At 70.0% G+C, this 21,979-nt stretch carries 24 protein-coding genes and 2 riboswitches; of the genes, 13 read left to right on the top strand and 11 right to left on the bottom strand.

Translation table 11 applies throughout. From position 1 onward, the window contains the following. Positions 1 to 57: 57 nt before the first annotated feature. Together AB0M02_RS42600 and AB0M02_RS42605 are read left to right on the top strand one after the other, a co-directional pair. Entirely contained in the window at positions 58 to 798 is a 741-nt protein-coding gene (locus tag AB0M02_RS42600) for a beta-phosphoglucomutase family hydrolase (protein WP_364238195.1), read from the top strand. 33 nt (positions 799 to 831) lie between these two features. Next, complete coding sequence (locus tag AB0M02_RS42605) at positions 832 to 3,195, top strand: glycoside hydrolase family 65 protein (RefSeq protein WP_364238197.1); 2,364 nt, start codon at positions 832 to 834, stop codon at positions 3,193 to 3,195. Positions 3,196 to 3,329: 134 nt separating this feature from the next. Here the strand turns inward: AB0M02_RS42605 and AB0M02_RS42610 are convergent, their stop codons facing one another. Further along, positions 3,330 to 4,361, bottom strand: a complete 1,032-nt coding sequence (locus tag AB0M02_RS42610) for a hypothetical protein (protein WP_364238199.1) — start codon at positions 4,359 to 4,361, stop codon at positions 3,330 to 3,332. Between the two features lie 4 nt (positions 4,362 to 4,365). Then, positions 4,366 to 4,499: riboswitch (cyclic di-AMP (ydaO/yuaA leader) on the bottom strand. A gap of 208 nt (positions 4,500 to 4,707) precedes the next feature. Continuing rightward, positions 4,708 to 4,844: riboswitch (cyclic di-AMP (ydaO/yuaA leader) on the top strand. Between AB0M02_RS42610 and AB0M02_RS42615 the strand changes: the two genes are divergently transcribed. Then, positions 4,843 to 5,880 (top strand): hypothetical protein, encoded by a 1,038-nt coding sequence (locus AB0M02_RS42615; protein WP_364238200.1) that lies wholly within the window; start codon positions 4,843 to 4,845, stop codon positions 5,878 to 5,880. Its footprint overlaps the riboswitch before it by 2 nt. A gap of 19 nt (positions 5,881 to 5,899) precedes the next feature. On the opposite strand, the gene AB0M02_RS42620 is transcribed toward AB0M02_RS42615, so the two are convergent. Next, entirely contained in the window at positions 5,900 to 6,673 is a 774-nt protein-coding gene (locus tag AB0M02_RS42620) for an ABC transporter ATP-binding protein (RefSeq protein ID WP_364238202.1), read from the bottom strand. Next, positions 6,666 to 7,562 carry an ABC transporter permease gene (locus AB0M02_RS42625; RefSeq protein ID WP_364238204.1) on the bottom strand — a complete coding sequence of 299 codons (897 nt, stop codon included), beginning with the start codon at positions 7,560 to 7,562 and terminating at the stop codon, positions 6,666 to 6,668. Before AB0M02_RS42625 ends, AB0M02_RS42620 begins: the two co-directional genes overlap by 8 nt. 225 nt (positions 7,563 to 7,787) lie before the next feature. On the opposite strand from AB0M02_RS42625, the gene AB0M02_RS42630 reads away from it, so the two are divergent. From AB0M02_RS42630 to AB0M02_RS42650, 5 genes are all read left to right on the top strand, one after another. Continuing rightward, on the top strand, positions 7,788 to 8,357 hold the full coding sequence (locus AB0M02_RS42630; protein ID WP_364238206.1) for a TetR/AcrR family transcriptional regulator: 570 nt from the start codon (positions 7,788 to 7,790) through the stop codon (positions 8,355 to 8,357). An 81-nt stretch (positions 8,358 to 8,438) separates the two neighbouring features. Further along, positions 8,439 to 8,810 carry an Atu4866 domain-containing protein gene (locus AB0M02_RS42635; RefSeq protein WP_364238208.1) on the top strand — a complete coding sequence of 124 codons (372 nt, stop codon included), beginning with the start codon at positions 8,439 to 8,441 and terminating at the stop codon, positions 8,808 to 8,810. Between the two features lie 16 nt (positions 8,811 to 8,826). Further along, on the top strand, positions 8,827 to 9,453 hold the full coding sequence (gene pnuC / locus AB0M02_RS42640; protein ID WP_364238210.1) for a nicotinamide riboside transporter PnuC: 627 nt from the start codon (positions 8,827 to 8,829) through the stop codon (positions 9,451 to 9,453). Further along, entirely contained in the window at positions 9,450 to 10,547 is a 1,098-nt protein-coding gene (locus tag AB0M02_RS42645) for an AAA family ATPase (protein WP_364238212.1), read from the top strand. The genes pnuC and AB0M02_RS42645 overlap by 4 nt, the downstream gene beginning before the upstream one ends. 3 nt (positions 10,548 to 10,550) lie before the next feature. Then, a complete protein-coding gene (locus tag AB0M02_RS42650; protein WP_364238214.1) occupies positions 10,551 to 11,117 on the top strand; it encodes a hypothetical protein in 567 nt (188 codons plus the stop codon). On the opposite strand, the gene AB0M02_RS42655 is transcribed toward AB0M02_RS42650, so the two are convergent. Both AB0M02_RS42655 and AB0M02_RS42660 read right to left on the bottom strand, forming a co-directional pair. Then, complete coding sequence (locus AB0M02_RS42655) at positions 11,105 to 11,506, bottom strand: rhodanese-like domain-containing protein (RefSeq protein WP_364238215.1); 402 nt, start codon at positions 11,504 to 11,506, stop codon at positions 11,105 to 11,107. The two genes, AB0M02_RS42650 and AB0M02_RS42655, sit on opposite strands and share 13 nt — an antisense overlap. Then, positions 11,503 to 11,958: a cysteine dioxygenase family protein gene (locus tag AB0M02_RS42660; RefSeq protein ID WP_364238216.1), complete on the bottom strand. Its 456-nt coding sequence runs from the start codon at positions 11,956 to 11,958 to the stop codon at positions 11,503 to 11,505. Before AB0M02_RS42660 ends, AB0M02_RS42655 begins: the two co-directional genes overlap by 4 nt. 353 nt (positions 11,959 to 12,311) lie before the next feature. Here AB0M02_RS42660 and AB0M02_RS42665 point away from each other — a divergent pair, with 353 nt between their 5' ends. From AB0M02_RS42665 to AB0M02_RS42680, 4 genes are all read left to right on the top strand, one after another. Then, positions 12,312 to 13,427, top strand: coding sequence for a neprosin family prolyl endopeptidase (locus AB0M02_RS42665; protein WP_364238217.1), 1,116 nt, complete (start codon positions 12,312 to 12,314; stop codon positions 13,425 to 13,427). 144 nt (positions 13,428 to 13,571) lie between these two features. Continuing rightward, positions 13,572 to 14,096, top strand: a complete 525-nt coding sequence (locus tag AB0M02_RS42670) for a sigma-70 family RNA polymerase sigma factor (protein WP_364238218.1) — start codon at positions 13,572 to 13,574, stop codon at positions 14,094 to 14,096. After that, positions 14,093 to 14,815: a zf-HC2 domain-containing protein gene (locus AB0M02_RS42675; RefSeq protein WP_364238219.1), complete on the top strand. Its 723-nt coding sequence runs from the start codon at positions 14,093 to 14,095 to the stop codon at positions 14,813 to 14,815. Before AB0M02_RS42670 ends, AB0M02_RS42675 begins: the two co-directional genes overlap by 4 nt. A 13-nt stretch (positions 14,816 to 14,828) precedes the next feature. Further along, on the top strand, positions 14,829 to 15,875 hold the full coding sequence (locus AB0M02_RS42680; protein WP_364238220.1) for a S66 peptidase family protein: 1,047 nt from the start codon (positions 14,829 to 14,831) through the stop codon (positions 15,873 to 15,875). Here AB0M02_RS42680 and AB0M02_RS42685 read toward each other — a convergent pair. Both AB0M02_RS42685 and AB0M02_RS42690 read right to left on the bottom strand, forming a co-directional pair. Next, positions 15,859 to 16,878, bottom strand: coding sequence for an NADPH:quinone reductase (locus AB0M02_RS42685; RefSeq protein ID WP_364238221.1), 1,020 nt, complete (start codon positions 16,876 to 16,878; stop codon positions 15,859 to 15,861). The genes AB0M02_RS42680 and AB0M02_RS42685 overlap by 17 nt on opposite strands. Before the next feature lie 17 nt (positions 16,879 to 16,895). Next, on the bottom strand, positions 16,896 to 17,399 hold the full coding sequence (locus AB0M02_RS42690) for a GNAT family N-acetyltransferase (protein ID WP_364238222.1): 504 nt from the start codon (positions 17,397 to 17,399) through the stop codon (positions 16,896 to 16,898). Between the two features lie 54 nt (positions 17,400 to 17,453). On the opposite strand from AB0M02_RS42690, the gene AB0M02_RS42695 reads away from it, so the two are divergent. Then, positions 17,454 to 17,942, top strand: coding sequence for a response regulator (locus AB0M02_RS42695; protein ID WP_364238223.1), 489 nt, complete (start codon positions 17,454 to 17,456; stop codon positions 17,940 to 17,942). Here AB0M02_RS42695 and AB0M02_RS42700 read toward each other — a convergent pair whose 3' ends face one another. The 4 genes from AB0M02_RS42700 to AB0M02_RS42715 are packed head-to-tail and all read right to left on the bottom strand — an operon-like array spanning position 17,943 to position 21,977. Next, positions 17,943 to 18,938 carry a spore coat protein gene (locus AB0M02_RS42700; RefSeq protein ID WP_364238224.1) on the bottom strand — a complete coding sequence of 332 codons (996 nt, stop codon included), beginning with the start codon at positions 18,936 to 18,938 and terminating at the stop codon, positions 17,943 to 17,945. Continuing rightward, the gene (locus tag AB0M02_RS42705; RefSeq protein WP_364238267.1) at positions 18,935 to 19,663 is read right to left on the bottom strand and encodes a glycosyltransferase family protein; all 729 of its coding nucleotides are present in this window, start codon (positions 19,661 to 19,663) and stop codon (positions 18,935 to 18,937) included. The genes AB0M02_RS42700 and AB0M02_RS42705 overlap by 4 nt, the downstream gene beginning before the upstream one ends. Next, positions 19,657 to 21,144: a hypothetical protein gene (locus tag AB0M02_RS42710; RefSeq protein ID WP_364238225.1), complete on the bottom strand. Its 1,488-nt coding sequence runs from the start codon at positions 21,142 to 21,144 to the stop codon at positions 19,657 to 19,659. The genes AB0M02_RS42705 and AB0M02_RS42710 overlap by 7 nt, the downstream gene beginning before the upstream one ends. Then, positions 21,141 to 21,977, bottom strand: coding sequence for a hypothetical protein (locus AB0M02_RS42715; protein WP_364238226.1), 837 nt, complete (start codon positions 21,975 to 21,977; stop codon positions 21,141 to 21,143). The genes AB0M02_RS42710 and AB0M02_RS42715 overlap by 4 nt, the downstream gene beginning before the upstream one ends. Positions 21,978 to 21,979: the final 2 nt, after the last annotated feature.

Consider the following 21,979-nt stretch of genomic DNA (forward strand, 5'->3'; position numbering starts at 1 on the left):
AAATGTGAAGGAGCCCTTCCGCTCTCGTCACTCTTCCCGTCCGGCTACATTGGGCGCGTGCTCGGACTTCCTTCACAGGTGACCGCTTGCCTCTTCGATCTTGACGGCGTGCTGACGCAGACCGCGCTCGTGCACAATGCCGCGTGGAAACAAACGTTCGACTCGTTCCTGGAGTCCTGGGCGGCGCGTAACGGGCAGCCGTTCGTGCCCTTCGACTCCGACACCGACTACCACCGGTACGTGGACGGCCGGCAGCGGGCCGACGGCGTCCGCACCTTCCTCACCTCGCGGGGCATCACCCTGCCCGAGGGCGAGCCTGACGACAGTCCCGACCGGGACACCGTCAACGGCGTCGGTAACCGCAAGAACATCCTCGTGCTACAGAAGATCAAAGAGGGTGCCGTCCAGGTCTACCCCGGATCGGTGGAGTACCTGAAGGCGGCCAAGGAGGCGGGCCTGCGCCGCGCCGTCGTCTCGGCGAGCGCCAACTGCCGGGACGTGCTGGTCGCGGCGGGTATCGCGGACCTGCTGGAGGCCCGCGTGGACGGCGTGGTCGCGCGCGAGCTCGGCCTTCCCGGCAAGCCCGCTCCCGACACGTTTCTGTATGGGGCTAAGCTGCTCGATCTCGCCCCGGAGAACTGTGCCGTGTTCGAGGACGCCCAGGCCGGTGTGGCCGCCGGACGGGCGGGCGGATTCGGCATCGTGATCGGGGTGGACCGGGTCGGCCAGGCGGAGGCGCTCCGTGCGAACGGTGCCGACGTCGTGGTGACCGACCTGTCCGAACTCCTCACTCAGTAAGACCTCCTCTTATACGTAACGAGAGGCACGACCGTGATCCGTGAACGGGCCTACCCCGTCGACCCTTGGCACATCCGGGAGACCCGGCTGGACCTGGACCTGCTGGCCCAGTCCGAGTCGGTGTTCGCGCTCTCGAACGGCCACATCGGGATACGCGGAAACCTTGACGAGGGCGAGCCGCACGGCCTCCCCGGCAGCTATCTCAACTCGTTCTACGAGCTGCGCCCGCTGCCGCACGCCGAGGCCGGGTACGGCTTCCCGGAGTCCGGTCAGACCATGGTCAACGTGACCAACGCCAAGCTGATGCGCCTGCTCGTCAACGACGAGCCGTTCGACGTGCGCTACGGCGAGCTGCGGTCGCACCAGCGTTGCCTGGACATGCGCGCGGGCACACTGGAGCGCGTCGTCGAGTGGGTGTCCCCCTCGGGTCAGGGCATCCGGGTCCGTACCGTGCGGCTGGTCTCCTTCACCCAGCGCGCGATCGTCGCCTTCCTGTACGAGGTGGAGCCGCTGGAGTCCTCGGCCCGCCTGATCCTGCAGTCCGAGCTGGTGGCCAACGAGCAGTTGCCGCCGATGAGCAAGGACCCGCGGGTGGCGGCGGTGCTGGACCGTCCGCTGCAGGCCGAGGAGATGATGGAGCAGCCCACCGGCGGCATCCTGGTCCACCGCACCAAGGCCAGCGACCTGCGGATGGCCGCGGCCATGGAACATCTGGTGGAGACGCCGGGCCGGCACGCCATCACCACCGAGGGGCACCCCGACTGGCTGCGCACCACGGTCGCCTGCCGCCTGGAGCCGGGTCAGAAGCTGCGTGTGGTCAAGCTGGCGGCGTACGGGTGGTCCAGCATGCGCTCGCTGCCCGCTCTGCGCGACCAGGTCGGCGCGGCCCTCGCCAGCGCGCGCCTGGACGGCTGGGACGGCCTGGTCCAGCAGCAGCAGGAGTACCTGGACGCGTTCTGGGACCACTCCGACGTCCGGGTCGAGGGTGACCCGGAGGTGCAGCAGGCGGTCCGGTTCGGCCTCTTCCACACGTTGCAGGCCGGTGCCCGCGCGGAGCAGCGCCCGATCGGCTCCAAGGGCCTCACCGGGCCGGGATACGACGGGCACACGTTCTGGGACTCCGAGACCTTCGTGCTGCCCGCTCTGACGTACACGCAGCCCTCCGCGGCCGCCGACGTGCTGCGCTGGCGCCACTCGACCCTGGACCTGGCCCGGGAGCGGGCACAGACGCTCGGGCTGCAGGGCGCCGCGTTCCCGTGGCGGACCATCCGCGGCCAGGAGTGCTCCGGCTACTGGCCGGCGGGCACGGCGGGCTTCCACATCGGTGCCGACATCGCCGACGCGGTCCGCCGGTACGTGCAGGCCACCGGCGACTACGACTTCGAGCGTGAGGTCGGCCTGGAGCTGCTGGTGGAGACCGCGCGGCTGTGGCGCTCGCTGGGGCACCACGACCGGCACGGGCGCTTCCACATCGACGGTGTCACCGGCCCGGACGAGTACACGGCCGTGGTCAACGACAACATCTACACCAACCTGATGGCCCAGCAGAACCTGATGACCGCGGTCGACGCCTGCCAGCGTCATCCGGATCTGGCCCGGCGGTTCGGCGTCGACGACGAGGAGGCGGCCTCCTGGCGGGACGCGGCGGCCGCGGTGCACATCCCGTACGACAAGGAGCTCGGGGTGCACCAGCAGTGTGAGGGCTTCACCCGGCTGCAGGAGTGGGACTTCGAGAACACTCCGCCGGAGGGCTACCCGCTGCTGCTGAACTTCCCGTACTTCGACCTGTACCGCAAGCAGGTGGTCAAGCAGGCCGACCTGGTGATGGCGATGTACATCCGCGGTGACGCGTTCACGCCCGAGGAGAAGGCGCGCAACTTCGCCTACTACGACGCGCGGACCGTACGCGACTCGTCGCTCTCGGCCTGCATCCAGGCCGTTCTGGCGGCCGAGACCGGGCACCTGGAGCTCGCGCACGACTACCTGGGCGAGGCCGCCCTGATGGACCTGCACGACCTGCACCGCAACGCGCGGGACGGCGTGCACGTGGCGTCGCTGGCCGGCTCCTGGATCGCGCTCGTCGCCGGCCTCGGTGGCATGCGTGACTTCAACGGACAGCTCAGCTTCGCGCCGCGTCTGCCCAGCCGGATCAACAACCTGGACTTCTCGCTGCTCTGGCGTGGCCTGCGGCTGCGGGTCAACGTGACCTCCGAGGAGGTCACGTACTCGCTGCGCAACGGCGGCGGGTCGGCCCGGCTGACCCTGCTGCACCACGGCAAGGAGATCGAGGTGACCCAGGTCCGCCCGGTGACGATGGCGATCCCGCCGGGGATGCCGGTCGGTCCCGCGCCGTCGCAGCCGGCCGGCCGTGCGCCGGTGCGCCGCGCGGTGCACTGACAGACGCCCAAAGCAACTGCTCGTTGTGTGGAGTTCGGGTGCGGAGCGGGGCCGAACTCCACACGGAAGGTTGCAGGGCCGCTAACGCAAAACGCTCGGCCGGGAATCCCGGCCGAGCGTTTTGCTGAGGTCCGCTAGAGCATCGAGACGTGCACGTGGTCGGTGTGGTCGCTGGCACCCGAGTACGAGTGCCACTCGCCGGTGGCGGGGAACCAGATCTGCTTGTACCAGATGACGTAGTAGATGCCGAGGCGGTCGGCGTTACGCACCAGGAACGCGGTCAGGTCGTTGCCGTACCGCATCATGTCGTCGTTGTGCGCCGACGAGAACCCGCTCTTCTGCAGGGACCAGTCACAGGCCCGGCCCTTGGGGTGCTCGAAGGGACCGCCGTTGCGGTGGCACCCGACGAAGCGCTTGAAGCCGGCTTTCCGGACTTCCTTGTACATGTGCAGCGTGCGCTTGGTCACACAGCCGCTGGTGGTCTCGTCCTTCTCCGTGCAGCCCTCGGACGAGAAGCCGCCGCTGGAGTTGCGCGGTGCCGGCGCCGCGGTCTTGGACGTGGCGTCGACGAGGCCCTTGGTGATGGTCTTGTTGATGCCGGTGCCGCCGCCGACCAGGTCGAGCTGGTTCTCAGCGGCCTTCTTCTGCTTCTGCAGGACGGTCAGCTGCTGCTGCTCGTTCTTGAGCTCGGCGTCGAGAGCGGCCTTCTTGTCGCTGATCTCCTTGATCGCCGTGTTCAGCTCGTGCAGCTTCTCGTCGTGGAGCTTGTTGATCTCCTCCAGGGAGATCGCCTTGCTCATGAAGTCGTTCGACGAGTCGGCGTTCAGCAGGAAGCCGATGGCACTCAGGTTGCCGGTCTGATACTGCTGGGCGGCGATCGAGTTCACCTCGGGGACCAGCGCGTCGCGCCGGATCTCCGCGGCCTTGATGTCGGCGGTGAACTTCTGCTGGTTCTTCCGTGATGTGGAGACGGCTGCCTTCGCGTTGACGAAGCGCCTGTTGGTCGCCTCCATCACGGTCGACAGATCGGCGTCGCCCTCCTCCTCGGCGGTCGGCGAATTACCACCCGGCGCCGCGGTGGCCGTTGTGGCCGGGGCCACAAAGAGCGCGGTGGCCACGAGCGGCGCCAGGGCAAGATTCAGCCACCGGCGGGGACTAGCGGTCATCAACAGTTCCTTCCTTGTCACCGCCGACCGAGTTAGCTGACGGGTTCGGGACGGAAGCAATCCCTACCGCAAACTGCGGATACACCCCAGTGACCTGGTTCCCCGGCTCGCCTTTCGACGATTGGGCGGCGGCCTGCCGGCAACTCGGGGGCGGTGCCGTCCTGGCAGGACCGGACTGGAGTTTACCCGAGATATCGCCGAGCATCAGGTCCCGCTGAGCTGCGAAAAGTGTTACGAGGCAACGACTTTCCGTAATCGCGTCACGTGCCGTATCTGGCCAATCGCGGTGCGTACGAGAACTGTCGATCTGTCGATGTAGTGGGTATGGTCGGAGCCGGTTCCCACCCGGGGACCGCCGCCTAATCGCCCTTGCGGCGAGCCGGGGAACCACCTTTTCCTCCGGGGTGAATCCGCGTTTGCGGTAGGGATTTCCTTCGTCCCGAACCCGTCAGCTAACTCGGTCGGCGGCCGACGGAAGGAAATGCCTGTGCAGGATCAGACTGCGCGGCGATTAGCAGCGGTGATGGCGCTGCTCGTCGCCGTGTGCGGGCTGGCCGTCACCACGTCGCCGGCCACCGCGGCCCCCCGTCTCCTCGCCGCGCCGGGCGACTCCGGCGACGACGGCGAGGGTGGTTCCAAGTCCCTCATCGAACAACTCGAGGACGCCTCCAGCGGTTTCATCAAGGCCAAGGCGGCTCTCAAGAAGTCCAAGGAGCAGCAGGCGGCGCTGACCGCCGAGCTCAAGCGTCTCGACTCGCAGATCGGTCCGCAGCAGGACGTCCTGGACGAGATCGCTCAGCAGGCCTACACCTCGGGCCGGCTCGGCGCGATGTCCGCACTCGTCACCGCCAGCTCGGCCGACAGCTTCATGGACCGCGCCGAGACGCTGGCAACCGTGGCGGCGCAGCAGAACGCGGCGATCGCCGATCTGAAGACCACCCGCGAGAAGCAGCAGCGCGCCAAGCTCGCGATCGAGGCCACCATCCGCGACCAGCAGAAGCAGGTCAACGTGATGGCCAAGCGCAAGGCGCAGGCCGAGACCGCGCTGAAGAAGGCGAACCAGGGCCAGGACGCCAGCTCGTCGAGCGACGGCGGCGGCAGCGCCTCGGCCGACCCGGCGCCCAGCGGCTCCGGCAACGGGTGCACCGAGTCGGACCCGACCACGAGTGGCTGCCTCACGCCGCGCACCCTGCACGCGCTGAAGCAGGCGCAGTCGGACGGGTTCACCCGCTTCACGCGTTGCTTCCGCGAGCAGAACAGCGGTGAGCATCCGAAGGGCCGCGCCTGTGACTTCTCGGCCGAGAAGGGCACGTTCGGCGGTGACGCCACCGGCGCGGACAAGACGTACGGCAACAACCTGGCGAACTACTTCATCAACAACGCCGACGAGCTGAGCGTGCTCTACGTCATCTGGTATCGGCGGATCTGGCTGCCGAGCAGTGGCTGGAAGTCGTACAGCGGGGCGGGTGGCGATCCGTCCAGCGACCACACCAACCACGTGCATCTCTCGGTCGACTGACGCGGCGGGGGTGCGGGGCCTACTTACGCATGTAGGCCTCGTACTCCCGCATCACCTCGTCGGTGGGCCCGTCCGCCCGGATCAGCCCGGACTCCAGCCAGATGGCCCGGTCGCAGGTGTCGCGGATCGACTGCTCGCTGTGGCTGACCAGGAACACCGTGCCCGCCTCGGCGCGCAGCTCGCGCACCCGCGCCTCGCTGCGGCGGCGGAACTTGGCGTCTCCGGTGGCCAGGGCCTCGTCGATGAGCAGGACGTCGTGCTGCTTGGCGGCGGCGATGGAGAAGCGGAGCCGGGCGGCCATGCCGGACGAGTACGTCCGCATCGGCAGCGAGGAGAAGTCGCCCCGCTCGTTGATGCCGGAGAAGTCGATGATCCCGTCCTTCTTCTCCTTGACCTCCTGCGGCGACATGCCCATCGCCAGGCAGCCCAGCTCGACGTTGCGCTCGCCGGGCAGCTCGTTCATCAGGGCGGCGTTCACGCCGAGCAGGGACGGCTGGCCGGAGGCGTAGATCTTGCCCTTGGCCACCGGCAGCAGGCCGGCGACGGCGCGCAGCAGCGTCGACTTCCCGGAGCCGTTGCTGCCGATCAGGCCGATCGCCTCACCCCGGTACGCCACGAAGCTCACGCCCTTGACCGCGTGCACCTCACGGACGTTGGCCGCCTTGGTGCCGGTCACCATCCGCTTCAAGCTCGCCAGCGGGCTGCCGCTGCCCGGCGAGGCCGAGCTGTGCACCTTGTAGATGATGTGGGCGTTGTCCGCGATGACGGTCGGGATCCGCTCGTTGTCAGCCACGGCCGTAGCCCTTCTCTCCGCGCCAGAAGTACACGTACCCACCGATGCCGACCACGACCGTCCAGATCACGGCCTGGGTCCAGAGCAGCGCCGGCGGGCCGGCCAGCTCCACGTCCTCCATCAGCGAGTGGCGCATCAGCTCGATGAAGATGAGCAGCGGGTTCGCCTCGATGACGGCGAGCACCCAGCCGGAGGCGTGCTCGGCGAACAGCTGCACCGGGTAGAGCACGGCCGAGCCGTACATCCAGAACCGCATGATGAACGGGATCAGCTGCTTGACGTCGCGGACCTTGGCGCCGAACTTGGCGGCGGCCAGCGCGAGGCCGGTGTTGAAGATCGAGTGCAGGAGCAGCACCGGAAGGACGAGCAGCCACTCCAGGGTGATCGGCTCGCCGGTGATCAGCACGATGCCCATCAGGACGAACAGCGCCACCACGAAGTTGCGGATCTCCACGAGGGCGACCGACAGCGGCAGGCTGGCCCGCGGGAAGTGCAGGGCGCGGATCAGCCCGAGGTTGCCGGTGATCGCGTTGATGCCGTTCTGCACGATCGACTGGGTGAACTGGAAGACGAACACACCGGCACAGAGGTACGCGATGAAGTTCGACACACCGTCCCGGCCGCCCAGGATCACGCCGAAGATCACGTAGTAGACGGCGGCGTTGATGATCGGTGTCAGGACCTGCCAGAGCGTGCCGAGCTTCGTCGTGCCCAGGGCCGAGGACGTCTTCGCGCTCGCGTGTGCCTGGATGAAGTGCCGGTACGACCACAGCTGGCGTGAGTACTCGGCGAGGCTCGGCAGACGTCCTGAAGCGCTCAGGCCGTGCTTGCGGGCCAGCTCCTTGGGGGAGAGCCCGGTGCCGGCCTCGGCGACCGCCGTCTCTGGCATGGGGTGGTGCTCCGATCTAGTCGGCCCGAAGGAGGCGGCGGGCTCGGTCGGCTTGCGCGAGAACACAGCTAGCAGCATGACAGGCACCCGCCGACGCCGATGAAACGGGTTCGTATCGACGTGGCTGTTGACGGTACTTGACCAAACGGCGGAACGCAACCGTTACGTCGTAGCGCTATAGTGAACAGTGTGGCGACAGTAAAGCGCGCACCTGCCGGAGCGGCAGTGCTCCGAGGCGACATCACCGTGGCGATCCGCAACGCGGTCATGAACGAGTTGGCGGAGGTCGGCTACGGCCGATTGTCCATCGAGGCGGTGGCCCGCCGCGCGGGGGTCGGCAAGACCGCGATCTACCGCCGATGGAGCAACAAGCTGGAGATGGTCATGGAGATCATCTCCGACGTGGCGGAGCGGAAGGTACCGCTTCCCGACACCGGCAGCTTCGCCGGCGACCTCGCGCTGCTCATGATGATCGTGAGCAAGGCGCTCCAGCACCGGATCGCGTCCCAGATCATCCCCGATCTGATGGCCGAGGCGGCCCGTAACCCGCAGATCGCCGAGACCCTGCAGCGAGCGCTGCGGACTCACCAGCAGGCGGTCGGGGACAAGCTGGTCGGCCAGGCCGTGGCCCGGGGCGAGCTGCCCGAGGGCACCGACCCGGACCTCGCCGTCGACCTGATCCTCGGCCCGCTGTACTGGCGGTTGGCGGTGGCACGGCAGCCGCTCGGCGACGACGACCTGGTGCGGCTGACCGCGGCCGTCACGGCGGCGCTGAAGGCGGCCACCACCGAATAGCAACCGAGGATTCGCTCCGCCGCGCGACGCGGGGGCCGAAGGAGAGGGCTGACCCCGATCCCACCCCCGGAGCCGGCCACCATGATCCTCGGTGACACCCGTGTTGACGCCAACGTGCTGGACACGACCGTTCTCGACGCAGCCTCGCTGCTCGCCATCGCCATGGGCGGCGCGACGGACGTCGGCACCTGCCCGGTCACCGGCCGGCCCCGTGTGGTCACCGACGCCGCGGTGGTGGGCGCCTGGCGCAGCGCCGACGGAGTCGTCCGCCTGCAGCTGCGCCGCGACGGCACCTACGCCGGCGAGGTCGCGGGCCGCCGTCGCCAGGCCCGCGGCACGTACCGGGTCGACGGCGGGTCGGTGCTGCTGCACGACGACTCCGGGCTGAACACCCCCGTCACCGTCCACGACGGCGAACTGGAGATGGCGGGACACCGCCTACTGCCGATCTGACTGCCATGCTGTGGCCGTGATCGATTGGTTGAACAGCCCGGCGGTGGTCGCGTTCGGTGTACCGACCTCGTGGGCGGAGGTGCTCGGCTTCGCGACCGGCCTGGTCAACGTGTGGCTGCTGGTACGACAGCACATCCTCAACTGGCCCCTCGGCATCCTGAACGTCCTGCTCCTGATGGTCGTCTTCTGGAGCGCCGGCCTGTACGCGGACGCCGGCCTGCAGATCGTCTACGTGATCCTCGGCCTCTACGGCTGGTGGGCCTGGCTCTACGGCGGCCAGGACCGGACCCGTCTCGTGGTCCGCGACACCACCCGCGCCGAGTGGACCGGACTCGCCCTCGCCGGACTGATCGTCACCGGGGCGCTCTGGCTCTTCCTGGACCGGCTCACCAGCTCGACAGTGCCGCTGGCCGACGCGCTCACCACCGCGCTGTCGCTGCTCGCCACGTACGGCCAGACCCGCAAACTCGTGCAGAACTGGTGGATCTGGATCGCCGCCGACCTGATCTACATCCCGCTGTACGCGTACAAGGGCCTCTGGCTGACCGCGATCCTCTATGTGGCGTTCCTCACTCTCTGCGTGCTCGGCCTCCGAGCGTGGCGGGCCGCTCTGCGGGCGCAGCGGGCGGAGGTGACCGCGTGAGGTACGCCCACGGCCTGATCGTCGGCAAGTTCTACCCACCGCACGCCGGTCACCACGCGCTGATCGAGGCCGCGGCCAGTGTGTGTGAACGGGTCACCGTCGTGGTGGCACCGTCCTCGGCCGAGACCGTCCCGCTGGAACTGCGGCTGCGATGGCTGCGGGAGGCGCACGGGCCGAACGTGCGGTTCGCCGGTGTGCACGACGACCATCCGATCGACTACGACGACCCGGCTGTCTGGGAACTGCACATGGCCGTCTTCCGCGAGGCCGCGGGCACGGACCGGGTGGATGCGGTCTTCTCCTCCGAGGCGTACGGGCCGGAGCTCGCCCGCCGCTTCCACGCCGAGCCGGTCCTGGTCGACCCGGCACGCCTGCGTGTATCCGTCTCCGGCACCGCGGTCCGGGCCGACCCGATCGCGCACTGGCACCACCTGGGCCCCGGGGTTCGCGGCTGGCTGGCGCGCCGGGTGGTCGTGGTCGGCGCCGAGTCCACCGGCACCACGACGCTGGCCCGCGCCCTGGCCCGGCACTACCGGCTGCGCGGCGGGGTCTGGGCCGCCACCCGATGGGTGCCCGAGTACGGCCGGGAGCTGACCGAGCGGAAGCTGGCCGGCCTGCGAGTGAGCCGGCCCGAGGCGACCGTGTTCGACGTCACCTGGGACCGGGACGACTTCGCCGAGGTCGCGGCGGCGCAGAACGCGGCCGAGGACGCGGCTGCCCGAGCCGGGTCGCCGGTGCTCTTCGCGGACACCGACGCGTTCGCCACCACGATCTGGGAGGAGCGCTATCTGGGCAGCACCTCGCCGGAGGTCCGGGCGCTGGTCCGGGATCCGGATCTCTACCTGCTGACCGTGGACGACGGGGTGCCGTTCACCGACGACGGCCTGCGTGACGGGGAACACCTGCGGCAGTGGATGACCGGGCGGTTCCGCGACGATCTGGCGGCGCGCGGCGTCGCGTACGCCCAAATGAGCGGAACCTATGCGCATCGCCTGCGCACCGCGGTTTGCCTGGTCGACGGCCTCCTGGCCGGCGGCCGCGCCTTCCACCCGCCGATTTCCCCTCATCTGCGGGTGGCACCGGCCGAAGCGTGAAGCATGCGCCGCACGAGTATCGCCATCGCCATGGCCCTGCTCTCCGTCTCGCTCGGCGGGTGCGCCGCGCTCGGCCTGGGCGACACACCGGGCGATGCGACGGCGGACCAGGCCGCGGCCGGGGAGTCCTGGATCCGGGTGGAGGAGGGTAGGGCGACACCGAGCCCGACACCGTCACGGGGGAAGAGCCCCAGCCCGTCGGCGGACCCGACACTCTCGGCGCCCGCTCCGGACCCGAGCTGCACGCGGCTCTGGCCGCGGACCGACCCGGTGCTGATCCCGGTCGTGGTGACCGCGGGCGCGGGCTCGCTGAAGGTGGAGTGGCCGCGGCAGTACGACTCCGGATACCGGGTGACCGCGGTCCCGCAGGCGCTCGTCTACGGCAAGCAGCCGGAACCGGTCTGGCAGACCGTGGCGGCCGGCACCGGATGCACGGTCACCGCGACGATCACCGGGCTCACTCCGGGCGCGGCGTACATCGTCTGGCTCGACGCACCCGACACCGGGTACGAACGCGACGGCACGCGTCACCTCTACAGCGGGCGTTCCGGGGTCGTCTACCCCTCCTGAGTCGGCAGCCCGGCGGCCTTCCACGCGGCGAAGCCGCCGGCCAGGTCGGTGGCCCGGCGCAGGCCCAGATCCTGCAGGGCGGCGGCGGCCAGGCTGCTGGTGTAGCCCTCCTGACAGGTCACGATGACGGCGAGGTCGTAGTCACCGGCGAACGGCAGGCGGGCGTCGGATCGCGGGTCGAGGCGCCACTCCAGGACGTTGCGCTCGATCACCACGGCGCCCGGGATCTCGCCGAACTCGGCACGCTGCGCGGCGGGGCGGATGTCCACGAGCACGGCACCGTCACGCACGGCGGCGTCGGTCTCGGCCGGGCCCAGGCGCACCAGCCGGGCGCGCGCACCGGCCAGGATCTCATCGATGCCGCGGGAACCGGCCGGTGCGACGGTCACCACTGGGCACCGGCCCGCTCCACGGTGAGCACGCGCAGGCCGCCGGGCTCGATCCGGTACTTCGTCATGCTGGTCAGCGCCGGTCCGTAGACGTGGATGCTGATCGCCGGGTCCGCGGAGCGGTTGACGATGCGGTGGATGTGGTGGCTGCCGAACCGGCGGTCGGCGCCCTCGCCGAGATCCCGCGAGACGACCCGCGGCGTGCCGTCGACACCGGTCGAGACGGTGTCCTCGGTCAGCGTCCCGGAGAAGACGTGGAAAGCGCCCGCGGAGCCGCCGTGGTCGTGAATTTCGGTCTCCTGGCCGGGTAGCCAGGTGAGCAACCAGACCTCGTGGTCGTCAGCGATCGACAAACGGTGATACCACCGCTCGATCGGGTTGAATCGTGGTGCCACGGGCCATAGATCGGGCGTGGCGGCATATGTCCGGGCAACGGCTAGATGGTCGCTCATCAGGTCTCCCTCGTCGGCATATATAACCTATAGGCAAGATAGGTTTTACCACAAGACCGGACACGCCGTGGGTGAACCCGCGAATCCGTCTCGAAAGAGGCTTAGCGAGTTATGCCTCTTTCTAGAAGTGGCGCGAAAAACTTCTATGAGCGACGACGTCGATACGCTCCGTCGACCAAAGTGGTCACTCTGTCACCAGTTCGGCCTACCTACCTCAGCCGTATCGGCGGAATTGCTGGTCAGACGGTCCCTGGGCAATCGAGAAAGCTATATCGTGACTGCGCCGCCGAGAACCGGTTGCCGGAGGCCGCCCGCGTATCGCCTCTGATGCCCCGATGAACGAGGACGGACAAGTGTTGAAGTCTCGCCGCGGTCTGCTCGCCGCCGGCCTCACCGTCGCCGTCGTCTCCACTCTCGGAGTCGTCTCCACTCTCAACGCGGGCGCGGAACAGATCCCGGACGTACCGGCGCCCGCGGAAGCCGCCGTCGCGCCGGAGGAACCGGCCGCTGCGGCACCCGCGGATGTGCAGCCGCCGGCGCTCCTGCCCTGGGGTGAGAAGCCGCGCAGCCTCCGGATCGGGCGCAACGGCGCCAACAGCAGGTCGCTGAAGGCCGCCGGTCTCAGCGCCGCACCCGACTCGTTCAGCGAGTCCCGCAGCAGCCGTCGTGACGCGCCCAAGGGCCAGTCCTCGCGGACCCGATCCCTGCGGAGCGAGCGGACCGATGTGGTGCCGCCGGTGCCGCCGTCGCCGGCGCCCAGCGCGACGTCGAGTGCCGACGGCCGGCCGGACGTCTACTTCCACTACAACGTCGGTGCCCAGGCCGCCGTCGCCGACGGGGCGTACGCGAACATCACCATCAGCAAGCCCAAACTGGACAAGGCGGACTACCACTCGCTCACCGAGCTGGCCGTACGGACGGCGGACGAGAAGCAGACCATCGAGGTCGGCTGGACGGTGGACCGCTCGCTCAACGGCGACGACGATCCGCACCTGTTCGTCTACCACTGGGTCGACGGCAAGAAGACCTGCTACAACGAGTGCGGCTTCGTCCCGTGGACCTACATCAAGCCGGGTGCCACGCTGCCGCAGGACACCCAGAAGCGCTTCGGTATCCAGTGGGCCGGCGACGCCTGGTGGGTGGCGTACGACACCGACTGGGTGGGTTACTTCCCCGGTGAGATCTGGGGTGGCAAGTTCACCAAGTCCGGTCTGGTCCAGGTCTTCGGCGAGGTCGCGGCGGCCACTGAGAAGCCGTGCAGCACGCAGATGGGCAACGGCAAGGACCTCGAGGACAAGACGGCCTCCAGGGTCGGCAGCCTGGCCTACCTGAACGGCCCCGAGCCGGACATGTACGTGTACCGCACCTTCGAGGTGTACCCCGTCTCGAAGCTGAGCCCCCGGACCTTCCGCTACGGCGGCCCCGGCGAGTGCGACAAGCCGAAGCCGACCCCGACGCCCACCCCCTGACCTGAAGATCCACTCGATGCCCGGTCCCCGGAAGGGAACCGGGCATCGACGTTTTTCCGCCTTTCTGAACCGCCCCTTGAACCGGGACCCGTGCCAGGATGTACATCCGGGTGGCCGGGCGGAACCCGAGGGGAGCTGGCGCCGATGAAGCGACGGGTGAGCCCCGACGAGCAGCTGATGACCGCGCTCTACACCGAGCACTACGCAGTTCTGATCAATTTCGTGTCTCGCTACGTCTCGGACCGTCACAAGGCCGAGGACCTGGTGCAGGAGACACTCCTGCGAGCCTGGAAGCACATCGACCACCTCGACCCGGAACCGGGCCGGACCAGGTCGTACCTGCTCACCATCGCCCGCAACGTGGTGACCAACGCGTGGCGGGCGGAACAGCGCCGGCCACGCCTGGTCGCCGACGAGAACGCGGTCAATTCGGTGCCGTCGGCGGACAATGTGGATCAGATGGTGGAGGGCTGGCTGGTGGCCGAGGCGCTGGAGCGCCTGTCGCCGGAGCACCGGGCCGTCATCCAGGCGATGTATTACGAGGGGCAGAGCGTGGCGGACGCGGCGCGGAAACTGTCGGTGCCCGAGGGCACGGTGAAATCGCGCGCGTACTACGCCGTGCGCGCGTTGCGGACCGTCTTCGAGGAGATGGGGATGCTGCGATCATGAGCGATCTGGACGAACACGGCGCTCTGCATCGGTTGCTGGGCGGCTATCTCCTCGGCGGACTGGACGAGGCCGACACGGATCGGCTGGACGAGCACCTGCACGACTGCGCGGAGTGCCGTGCCGAACTCGACAGGCTCGCTCCCGTACCGGAAATGTTGCAACGCCTGCCGGACGCGCGGCACCTGGGTGGCGGTGCGCCGCTCGCGGTCGCGCCGACCGCGCGGCCCACCCAGCAGAACATCGAAGGCCTGCTCAGCCGGATGCGGGCCGAGAAGACCAAACAGACCCGGGTCGCGCGGGTGCGGTGGCTGGCCGCCGCCGCGGTGGTGGCCGTCGCGGCCGCCGCGATCGGCTACGGGATCTTCACGAACGGCCGGGTCCAGCCCGGTACCCAGCCCGACGCGTTGCCCAGCGTCCAACTCGTGACCACCCGCTTCGAGGCGGCACCCGGCAGCGGGCTGACCGGCTCCGCGGTTCTGACACCCAAGAAGTGGGGTGTCGCGGTGGCGCTCGACGTGAGCCGGATGAGTGGTCAGGGCCCGTTCCTCTGCGTGGTCCGGGACAAGAGCGGCAACACGCAGCAGGCCGCGGTCTGGGGCGACACTCCGGACGGTGCGGCGGAGCTGACCGGTGCGAGCTCGACCAAGGTGACCGACGTCGAGGCGATCCTGATCACCGACAAGGACGGAAAAGTGCTTGGCACCGCCACGGTGACGTGAAGAATGCGGGGGTATGCGACCTGAATTCCGCGTACCCCCCAAACTTCGCCCTGGTGACCGTGTCGCCGTGCTCTCGCCCTCGTTCGCCGCGCCGGCCGTCTTCCCGGCCGTGCACGAGCAGGCCATGGAGCGTATCCGCACCGATCTCGGGCTGGAGCCGGTGGAGTTCCCGACCACCCGGCGGCTCGGGGCAGCGCCCGCGGACCGGGCCGCGGACTTGATGGCGGCGTTTGCGGATCCGGCCATCCGGGCGGTGTTCGCCACGATCGGCGGTGACGACCAGATCACCGTGCTGCCGCACCTGGACCCGGCGCCGTTCCTCGCCGACCCGAAGCCGTACTTCGGGTTCTCGGACAACACCAACGTGCTGAACTGGCTCTGGAACCACGGCGTCGCGGCGTATCACGGCGGCTCGACGATGATCCACATTGGGCAGGGGCCGGGGATGCGGCCGGTGCACACGCGGTCGTTGCGGGCGGCGCTGATGTCCGGCGGCGATCTTGAGATCGAGCCGGTCGCCGAGTTCGTCGAAGAGGAGATCAACTGGGGGATGCCGGAAGCGCTGACGGCGACCGGGCCCGCCGTGCCCAGCCCGGGATGGGTCTGGCACCGGCCCGACCGGGTGGTGAGCGGGCCGGCCTGGGGCGGCAACCTGGAGATCCTGCACTGGAACCTGGCGGCCGGGCGGTGGATCCGGCCGGTCGAGGACTATGCGGGGTGCGTGCTGTTGCTGGAGACGTCCGAGGAGATGCCGCCGGCCGAGGAGGTCTTCCGGATGCTGCGCAACGCCGGTGAGCGCGGGCTGTTGCGGCAGTTCCCGGCGGTGCTGGTGGCCACGGCCAAGGCCACGCACTTCGCGGCGCCGCGGCCGGCCGGGGAACGACAGAAGTACCGCGACGAGCAGCGCGAGGCGGTGCTGCGGGCGCTGGCGACGTATCACCCGGAGGCGATGGCGGTCTTCGGGGTCGATTTCGGGCACACCGATCCGCAGTGGGTTCTTCCGTACGGCGGGCGGATCACCGTGGACGGGCCGGCGCGGCGGATCATCGCCCACTACTGATTTCGATGAGCACCTTGCCCACGGCGTGGTTCTCCACCGCCTCGTGGGCCGCGGCGATCTCGTCGAGCGCGAAGCGGTGGAGCGGCAGGCCGGCCTCCGCGCCCACCCGGAAAGCGCCGTCGTCGACCGCCTCGGCCACCGCCTCCACCGCGTACTGCTTCTCCTCGGCGGTGGTGGTGTAGGTGAGCACGAAATCCAGGCTGACGTTCTTCACCATGGCCTTGAAGCTCGGCACGGTGACATCGCCGCCCATGTAGAGCGCGATGTCACCGCCCGGCGCGACCACGTCCAGATCGAGATCGAGGTTCGCCGTGCTGACCTCGACGATCAGGTCCGGGCCGGACTCGCTCAGCTCGCGGATCCGGGCGGCGACGTCCTCCTCCCGGTAATTGATCACGGCGTCGGCGCCCGCGGCGGCCGCGAGTTCGGCCTTCTCCTTCGAGCTGACCGTGGTCCAGACCGTCGCGCCGGCCCACTTGGCCAGCTGGATGGCGGCGTTGCCGACCGCGCCCGCTCCGCCCGCCACCAGCACCTCGCGGCCCTCCAGCGCGCCGGGAGCGAGCCGGGCCGGCCCGTCCGCGGCCAGCGTGAGGCAGCGGTGCGCGGTGAGCGCGGGAATGCCCAGTGCGGCGCCGATCTCGAACGGGATGCCGTCGTTCATCCGGACCACCTGGTGGCGGGGCAGCACGACGTACTCCTGCGCGGTGCCGTCGGCCCGGGTCCAGGCCGCGTCCCACACCCAGACCCGATCGCCGGGCTCCAGGTCCTGCACGCCCTCACCGAGTGCGTCCACCACACCGGCGCCGTCCTGGTTCGGTACGCGCGGCGGCGCCACCCCGTCCGGAACCCCGCGTCCCGCCCGCGTGCCGGTGTCGGTCGGGTTCACCGCGGACAGCACGATCCGTACGCGTACCTCCCCCGCACCGGCCAGTGGCAGGTCGCGCTCGACGATCTGGAGGACGGAGGAGGCGGGACCTGGCTCGGAGAAAACGGCAGCGCGCATATTCCTCACCTTAAAACTCACAGCTCCCGACGCATCGCGAGGCGTGGCCAGTGGTCCAGCCCGTGCTCGGCCTCCTCGGCGCGGATCTCCACGAGCCCCGGGGTCAGCTCACCGGCGGCCAGCGGCCGGAATCCGAGGCGCTCGTAGTACGGCCGGTTCCACGCGACCTCGTCGAACGTGGTGAGCGTCAGGGCGCGCGAGCCACGCTCCCGGGCCCACTCGGCGACGTGCTCGATCAGGCCCTTGCCGAGGCCGCGCCCGGCGTGTTCCGGGTCGGTGGAGACCTGCTCGACGTGCACGAGGCCGTCCACCCACTTGGCGATCAGGTACGCCACCGGCCGATCCGCCTCGTCAGTGTGCACCCACGCCCGCCCGTCCCGCTGATACTCCAGCAGTTCCTCGGCGGGCAGCGGCTCGTCACGCGCCACCGCGTCCATGCCGATCTCCGCGAAGAGCCGGCCCGCCACGACTTCGATCTCTCGAAGCCGCTCGACGTCACCGGCCCGAGCCACTCTGATCACAAAACCTCCCTGGGTTGCACTCAGGGGATCTTTCTCGGTGCCGAACTGGAGTGCGTGCCCACCGTACTGATCACCGATGACGAGCTGGATCATCGGGAACTGCTCACCCTGGCGCTTCGCCGGCTCGGGTACGACGTCGTCACCGCGTCGGACTCCGTGGGCGCCCTCGACCTGCTGCACCACGGCGGTATCGATGCCGCGCTGATCGACGTACGGATGCCCGGCCTCTCCGGCATCGAGCTCTGCCGCCTGATCCGCAACGACCCGGACTACCAGGACCTACCGATCATGGTGGTGAGCGCCGACGTGCACCGCCACCAGATAATGACCGCGCTGCACGCCGGCGCGGACGATTACCTGCCCAAGCCGTTCAGCCGGGCGGAGCTCACCGAGCGCCTGGAGGACCTGCTGCGGCAGAGCCACGCTGCCGCGTTCCGGTCGGCGACCGCTGCCCGGGCCGCACTGGCCGCTGTTGCGCAGGCTGTGCCGGCTGCTCCGGCCATTCCGGCCGCCTCTCCGGTGGAGACGAAGAAGACCGCCTGATCAGGCGCCCAGGAGAGCGTCGGCGACCCTCTCCACCCCGCGGCCGTCCACCGCTGACCAGCCGCGGGCCGCGAGCGCGGTGCGGGCGGCGGGATCGGTGAGCAGGCCCGCGAGCACGGACGGCGCGGCCTCGTCGAAGTCACCGAGGCGGCCGAGTCCGGCGGCGTAGCCGTGCGCGACCGTTCTCTCGTACCCGAGGATCTGGTTGTCGACCACCCAGAGAAGCGCGGCCGCCCGGCCGAGGCAGAGCAGCTCCCACGTCGACGTCCCGCTCGCGCTGATCACCAGATCGGCGTCGATCAGCAGCTTGGGCAGATGATCGGTGGGCGCGATGATCTCGAAGCGCTGGCCCGGTCCCGCCTCGACCGCGAGCAACTCGGCGCGCAGGCTGTCGTCGGCGGCGATCACGGTGGCGTCGAACGGCACCCCGCTGCGGGTGAGCAACCGCGCGGCCTGCGGTGCGGCGCGGTAGGCGTCGGTGCCACCGAAGAAGGCAACGACCTTGGGTACGCGTGTCCCGCGCTGCACCGGAGCGGTCGTGGGCCGCAACTGCCGAACCGAGGTGCGCAGCAGCGCGTAGTCGAGACCGGCCAGCCGGACGTCGCCCACGTCGAGGACGGCGTCCAGGTTCTGGTCGACGTAGATGTCCGCGGTCTGCCCGCGCGGGTCACCGTCCACGATGGCCAGCACGCGGCGCCCGGTCCGGCGTGCGGCCACGCTCTGCTGCGGCGGAAGCGTGTACGAGTCGATGACCAGCGCGTCCAGGTCGAGCCGCTCGACGGCCGCGACCAGGCCGACGGTGTCGTACGGCGCGGGGTGCCACGGCAGCCCGCGCTGCTCCAACTGGGACTCGGCCCAGGCGACGCCGCCCAGGTCGCTGAGGAAGTGCACGTCCACACCGCGGGCGGTCAGCTCCTCGGCCAGCGCGACGCAGCGGACCAGGTGACCCACCCCGGTCCGCGGCCCCGCGTCACACCGGATCCCCACCGTGGTCATGCTTGGGACAAATCCTTCTGGCGGACGTGCGAGTTCAGGGCGATCAGCTCGGGCTGGTCGGCGAGCCAGTCGGCGAGGGCGCGGACCGGGACCGCGGAGTCGCCGAAGTGGTCGACGACCGCCTCGATCAGTTTCCAGTCGTCCTCGGTGTCGAGGGTGAGCCGCAGGTGCGACAGGTCCGGCTGGACGGTCAGCCCGATCACGTCGAAGTCGTCCGGGTGCGAGTAGATGTACGACGTCACGTGCGTGCGGTGGTGCTCGTACGCCAAATTGTCGATCTCCTTGAGCACCCGCGCCCGGACCACCTCGACGTCCAGGCCGCGCGGCAGTGTCCGCGTGATCGACGTCGTCAGATAATCCACCTCAGCGGCCGTGAACACCCGGTGCGCCCGCGCGACCAGCCGCGGGTCGAGCAGCGGGCAGTCGGCGGTGAACCGCAGCACCGTGTCGGCGAGGTGCGTGTCCAGCACACCGAGGAACCGGGTCAGCACGTCGTCGACCGGCCCGCGGTGGCAGGTAACTCCGATCGCGGCGCACTCGGCCACGATCGCGTCGTCGACAGCCTCGGTGGTGGTCGCGACGACGAGGTCGTCCAGGACGCCGCTGTCCCGGGCGGCGCGGACCACCCGGTCCAGGACGGTCCGTCCGCCGAGGCGGCGCAGGACCTTGCCGGGCAGCCGGGTGGAGCCCATTCGGGCCTGAATGATGCCGAGGGTGCTCATGATTTCCCCTTGCGAAGAGCTTTGCGGGCGATGACCAGCCCGGCCTTGGCGGCGCGGTAGCCGAGAGATCCGCTGAACATCGCGATCTGCGCCTTGGCCCGGCCCAGTTCGGCGTCGCGTTTCTCCAGCTCCGCCTCGAAGAAGTGGTTGCGTTCGGTGGCGTCGGCGAGGCGGCGGCGCAGCGCATCGAGCTGCTCCTCGTGTTCTCGCCGGATGTCCGGCGCTCCGGTGGGCTCCGGTGGCGGGGGCGCGTCGGGCAGCCCGGCCGCGCCGGCGAGCACCTCGGTCATCCGGTCCGCCTCGGTGACGCCGGGCCACGGGTGCGCGTATCCGCCGGTCAGCAGGGTGCGGGCGAACCGGCCCAGCGCATCCGGGACCTCGGCCGTGGAGGGGTCCAGAACGGCGAAACGGTCGCCGTCCACCAGCACGTTTCCCGCAGCCGTCCGGGGCAGCGCGGCCATCCAGCCGGTGAGCAGCCGCCGCAGCGCCGGCAGGTCGTGCCCCAGCGCGGCGGTGAGCAACAGTTCCTCGAGAAGGCGCCCGGCCGGGAGCGGACCGTTGAGCGCCGCCGTGCCGCGTACCACCCGGCGGTGCCATCCGTCCGGTCCGCCGGCCAGCTCGGCGACGGTCACGCCGGCGTCTCCGCTGGTCGTGAGCAGGCCGGGCGGAAGCGGGAAGGGAACCGCCGGGCGCGGGGCCAGGTGGGCGACGGCCAGCCAGGCCGGTGCCAGTTCGGCGCCGAGACCGCGGCGCACGGCCGCGGCGGCGATCCGGCGGGGGTCGGTGAGAACAACCTTTGACGTGTACGCGGAACCGACCGCTGCCGCGGCCAGAGCGGCGAGCGCGTCGAGCGGCCCGTATCGAAGCGTCTCCGGTGTGGCCAGCAGCGCCGGGTTCTCCGGGAGCGGCCAGATCGCGGCCAGACCGGTGACCGGCAGCCCCTCGGCGCCGAGAACCGCGGCGAGCCGGTCCGGCCGTCCGGGAGCGCTGCCGAACTCGCCGAGCGGGCGCCACGCGTCGCCGGTCCGGGCCGCGGTCGGCGTGCCGGGTTCGACCAGTCGGTGCACGCCCAGCTCGTTCCCCACGGTCAGCAGCAGGGTGCCGCCGGGGCGCAGGGTTCGTTTGAGCGCGCGGACCGACTCGGTCCAGTCGTACTGGGGGCCCTCGGGGGAGCAGAGCCGACCGACGCCGTCGAGCGCGACCACGGTGTCGAAGCGGTCGGTCTCGGTGAGTTTGGGCAGGGTGCCGCAGAGGACGCGTACGCCGCGAGCGGACAGGCGCTCGGCGTCCGGCTGCGAGCGGACCAGGCAGGTCACCTCGAGGCCGGGGGTGAGCGCGTCGATCAGGGCGTCGTCGTGCGGCCCGGCGACCAGGACGCGGGTCCGGGCCGGTAGCCGGTCGAGCAGGTGCCGGTAGAGGTCGCCGCCGGCGGGTGGGCGTTCCTCGGCGTACTCCGGCATCTCGCCGCCGATCATCTGGATCATGCCGCGACCCGCTCCCGGTGCGCCTCGGACCAGCCGAGGGTTGCTCTCAGTTCGGCCGGCGAGGCCAGGTAGCCGTCGCCGAGCTCGGCCAGGGCGGTGACGCGTGCCGCCTCAGGGTCGGGGGTGATGCCGTGCAACTCCGGCCACTCGCGGCGGACCCGCTCGGCGGTCGCGGTGTTCTCCCGGTCCAGGTGCATCGGGTCGCCGTACACCGCGGGCGCGCAACCCGCCGCGACGCCGTAGAGGACCGCGCTGCTCAGCCGGTTCGACGCCACCCGGCGGTGCCGTCGCAGCTCGGCGAGCTGTTTGTGCAGGAAACGGGCGTCGGTCCGCGCCCGCATGTAGCCGCGGTAGCCGTGGCAGATCACCCGGCCGGCCCGCTCGTACGCGGCCCGGATCCGGGCGTCCTGGAACTCCTGCCAGTACAGGCAGAAGGTGATCGGCCCGGGTTCGGTGGCGGCGATCTCGTCGATCAGCCGGCGGTGGTCGCCGTCGACCTTCTGCCCCTCCCAGCCGTGGAACGGGTACCAGATGGTGCCCTCCCGCGACTCGGCCAGCCCCGCGGTGTCCGGAGTGGACCCCAGCAGGTAGAGGAAGGGTGACCCGATGACCGTGGCCTTGGGCCGGCCCATCGACCACGCACGCCGCCGGGTCCGCTCGGACCAGACGAAGATCGGCAGGCCGGGCGCGTACGGCGTGCCCGCACCCAGCCCGTCCACGACGTTCCAGCCGTGCTGGAGGTACCCGTCGATCCGCGGTGGGTTCGACGGGTCGAGCCCGCAGTACTCGGCCAGGACGTGTGCGTGGCCGTAGAAGTGATTGCCGTGGTGCACCC

The organism is Actinoplanes sp. NPDC051861 (assembly GCF_040681145.1).
Lineage (GTDB): Bacteria > Actinomycetota > Actinomycetes > Mycobacteriales > Micromonosporaceae > Actinoplanes.

Excerpts from the sequence above, each read along its gene's own strand:
- AB0M02_RS42685 (WP_364238221.1), bottom strand. The coding sequence starts at position 16,878 with ATGCGCGCTGCCGTTTTCTCCGAGCCAGGTCCCGCCTCCTCCGTCCTC.
- AB0M02_RS42610 (WP_364238199.1), bottom strand. The coding sequence starts at position 4,361 with ATGACCGCTAGTCCCCGCCGGTGGCTGAATCTTGCCCTGGCGCCGCTC.
- AB0M02_RS42680 (WP_364238220.1), top strand. The coding sequence starts at position 14,829 with ATGCGACCTGAATTCCGCGTACCCCCCAAACTTCGCCCTGGTGACCGT.
- AB0M02_RS42635 (WP_364238208.1), top strand. The coding sequence starts at position 8,439 with ATGATCCTCGGTGACACCCGTGTTGACGCCAACGTGCTGGACACGACC.
- AB0M02_RS42615 (WP_364238200.1), top strand. The coding sequence starts at position 4,843 with ATGCCTGTGCAGGATCAGACTGCGCGGCGATTAGCAGCGGTGATGGCG.
- AB0M02_RS42660 (WP_364238216.1), bottom strand. The coding sequence starts at position 11,958 with ATGAGCGACCATCTAGCCGTTGCCCGGACATATGCCGCCACGCCCGAT.
- AB0M02_RS42675 (WP_364238219.1), top strand. The coding sequence starts at position 14,093 with ATGAGCGATCTGGACGAACACGGCGCTCTGCATCGGTTGCTGGGCGGC.
- AB0M02_RS42650 (WP_364238214.1), top strand. The coding sequence starts at position 10,551 with ATGCGCCGCACGAGTATCGCCATCGCCATGGCCCTGCTCTCCGTCTCG.
- AB0M02_RS42700 (WP_364238224.1), bottom strand. The coding sequence starts at position 18,938 with ATGACCACGGTGGGGATCCGGTGTGACGCGGGGCCGCGGACCGGGGTG.
- AB0M02_RS42710 (WP_364238225.1), bottom strand. The coding sequence starts at position 21,144 with ATGATCCAGATGATCGGCGGCGAGATGCCGGAGTACGCCGAGGAACGC.
- AB0M02_RS42670 (WP_364238218.1), top strand. The coding sequence starts at position 13,572 with ATGAAGCGACGGGTGAGCCCCGACGAGCAGCTGATGACCGCGCTCTAC.
- AB0M02_RS42625 (WP_364238204.1), bottom strand. The coding sequence starts at position 7,562 with ATGCCAGAGACGGCGGTCGCCGAGGCCGGCACCGGGCTCTCCCCCAAG.